Annotated in this window: 1 protein-coding gene; it reads left to right on the top strand. The window is 33.4% G+C overall.

The genetic code is table 11. From position 1 onward, the window contains the following. A partial coding sequence (locus U9R42_05210; GenBank protein ID MEA3495417.1) for a PKD domain-containing protein occupies window positions 1-3663 on the top strand: 3663 nt, incomplete at its 5' end. Window positions 3664-3753 lie beyond the last annotated feature (90 nt).

Here is a 3753-nt window from a genome sequence, read left to right as displayed (position 1 = left end):
CAACTTGAAGCACGGTATTGGTACTTTGGTAATAAAATTGGAGTTGATTTCGGTGATGGGAATTCTGTTCCTGTTTCTCTTTCTAACAGTCAAATGAGAGCAGGTTATTCAGCAACAACAATTTCTGATGCAAATGGGAATCTTTTATTTTATTCCAATGGAGAAAAAGTCTGGAATAAAAACCATCAGATTATGAAAAACGGAACAGGTCTTGAGTGCTATTCAACTCAAAGGCAAGGAGCATTATTTGTACCTCAACCAGATAATGAAAATATTTACTATCTTTTTACTTTGCATTTTTTCAAAACTAAAGGATTTTATTATCACATCATTGACAAAACAAAAGATAATGGATTGGGAGAAGTAGTTCTAAAAAATCAGCTTTTATTTCATAATACACATATTGGGAAGATGGGTGCGGTAAAACATTCCAATCAGGAAGCAATATGGATTGTTTGTGCCAGGAACTTTTATCCGAATTCAAATTGTTATTATTCTTATCTTTTATCAAAAAATGGACTTGACACTACTCCAGTTATCAGCTATACAGGAAAAAAATGGTCAAAATCAACTGGTTATCTCCGTTTTTCACCTAATGGAAAAAAACTTGTAATTACTGCTTCAAGAATAGGTGTACATTCAGGTTTTCAAATATTTTATTTTAATAATGTAACAGGGAAATTATCCAATCCTATCCGCTTTATTGATGGAAAGAAATATAAGGGTGCCGAATTTTCACCCAATGGTAAATTATTATATATTTCTGTAGATGGAGGGTATGATGGTGAGGATGATTCTCTTTTCCAATATGATATTAGTATTTACAACAAGGATTCAATTATAAAAAGCAAATGTTTTCTTGGTACATATAAATTTGGTACTGGTTCAGGTTCAGCAGAAACACTTCAATTGTCCATTAATCACAAAATCTATGTTGCAGGCTTACCACAGGGATATTTAGGTGTCATAAATTATCCGAATATAAAAGGAACTACTTGCAACTTTGTTAAAAATAGTTTATTTATTGGTTCATTGTCTGGTCAATTACCCGAATTCCTACAGTCCTACTTTTTTGTTCCTGATTTCAAAGCGGAAAATACATGCTATGGCGATACCACTTTGTTCAGCATCACAGATACTACACACATTGATAGCGTATTGTGGTGTTTCGGGGATATAGCTTCTGGTTTTTCAAATACTTCCAACCTAAAATTTCCATCACACAGATTCACAGATTCAGGTTTTTATAATGTAAGGATTTTCGTTTGGCACGATCAGGGTGATAAGGATACTCTGGAGCGTGAGATTCGCATCAGTTATTATCCTAAAGCAGATTTTTATATCAATGACACCTCCCAATGTTTTAATGGCAATCATTTTTTATTTTCAGACAGTTCAAACATTGTTTCCGGTAACTTTAGCTGGGAATGGGATTTTGGGGATTCAAATAAATTGTATATCCAAAATCCATCACATCACTATGCCTTGACAGATACCTTTAATGTAAAATTAACTGTACTTTCGGATTATGGTTGTTCAGCATCAAAAACTAAAAAGGTATTTGTGTATCCCATGCCAAAAGCAAAAATAATCATATCGGATTCTGCACAATGCTTAAGTTTAAACAACTTTAAATTTATAAGTAAAATTGATACTCTATTAAATTGTGATTTTTATTGGGATTTTGGAGACGGCACCACCTCAAATTCTGATACGGTACAGCACATTTATTCAGTAGGAGATACTTTTAATGTTGTTTTAATTGAGGAAACAAATCATGGATGTAGAGACACGGCTACGAGAGAAATAATTGTCTTTCCAAGTCCTGTTACAGATTTTTCTGTAAACGACAGCGTTCAATGCCTAAACGAAAATAGCTTTGAGTTTTTCAACCTAACAGCTTTTCAAAACCTATTAGGTTTAAACTATAGTTGGGATTTCGGTAACGGAACAACTTCAACGGATTCCAACGGACAAATGAAGTATTCAAGCTTTGATACTTTTGATATTAGTCTTGTTGCTACTTCAACTCTTGGTTGTAAAGACTCAATTTCAAAAAGCGTAATCGTTAATCCATCACCAAAAGCGGATTTTTCAATAAATGATTCTGTTCAGTGCTTTAACGAAAATAATTTTGAATTTATAAACCTAACAGCTTGGTCAAATGCTGTTAGGTTGAATTATTACTGGGACTTTGGTAACAGTTCGTTTTCAACAGATTCAAATGTTAATCACAAATACCAAAGTTCAGGAATTTTTAATGTAAAACTCAAAGCAACAAATTCCTACAACTGCCCCGATTCAATAACCAAAACCATTACAGTAAACCCATCACCAACAGCAGATTTTTCTATAAACGATTCAACCCAATGCCTTGATTCAAATGAATTTATTTTTGTTGACCAATCAAAAATCAGTTCAGGGACTTTAGCTCGCCAATGGTTTGTTGATGACAGTCTAACATCAACAAATCCTGCAATAAATAATTTTTCATTTTCAGACTGGGGAAAATATCCGATAAAAATAATTTCAATAAGTGATAAAAACTGTAAAGATTCAATTTTAAAGAATGTTTACGTCCACCCAATGCCTGTAGCCGCTTACATTTACCTCAACAACTGCCTTGAAGACACAATGTTTTTTTACGATAAATCATTCATAGATTCAGGAAAGGTACAACGCTGGTTTTGGGAGTTTGAAGACAGCAATTATTCGCAACTACAAAACCCAAATCACATTTATTCAGACACAGGTAAAAAAGCCGTAACCCTCACATCAACAAGTGATTTTGGTTGTTCAACAGATTCAACAAAATATTTTTTCATAGAGCAACACGTAAAAGCAAACGAAATAATCAGAGCAACAGTAGAAAATAACGAAAACATCCTAATTGAATGGACAGAAGCAACAAAAGGAATTCCCAAAACCTACATCCTCGAAAAATCAGAAAACGGAATTAGTTGGTACGAGCTAAGCACAAGCGACAAGCAAACATTTGATTTTCTTGATTTTAATTCGGAGGTTGACAAACAATCATATTTTTATAGAATGTTTGTAATTGACAGTTGCGATTACAAAAGCGAATACACAAATTACGGCAAAAGCATTCTTCTTACAACAGAAGCAAAAAGCATTTACCCCAAATTAATATGGACGGGTTATGAACAATGGAAACAAGGCGTAGAAAATTATAAGATACAAATTTTCAACAAATCAAAAAATCAATTTACCCTCGTAGAGACAATTCATGAATTGTCTTTACAGGACAATTACACATTCACAGACAGTTTTACAAAAATAAACCAAGAATTTTACTGCTACAGAATAGTAGCAAACAGAAAAGGAGATTCGGTAAAATCCATTTCAAACGAAGTTTGCATTCCAACAGAATTTCACATTTACGCGCCAAACACATTCACACCAAACGAAGATGAAATAAACGATAGTTTTCAAATAAAAGGTACGTTCATAATCGAATACAACATAAAAATTTACAACCGTTGGGGCGAGCAAGTATTCGAAAGCCACAACATCCACGATTCATGGGATGGAAAATACAAAGGAAAAACCAGTCCTGTAGGAGCGTATTATTATCAAATTTACGCAAAAGGAACTATGGGGAGAAAGGAGAATTTTAAGGGGAGTGTTTTGCTTTTGAGGTGAGTTAAAACTAAAAGGTAAAAACTAAAAGGTAAAAGGTATGTGTTACGGATAAACAAAAAGAAGTACTTAGAGTACTTAGAGTGCCTAAAG

The sequence above is a fragment of the Bacteroidota bacterium genome (assembly GCA_034723125.1).
In the GTDB taxonomy this organism is placed as follows: Bacteria; Bacteroidota; Bacteroidia; order CAILMK01; family JAAYUY01; genus JAYEOP01.
Note: the sequence above shows the minus strand (reverse complement) of the source record. Positions and strands in the feature narration are given on the sequence as shown.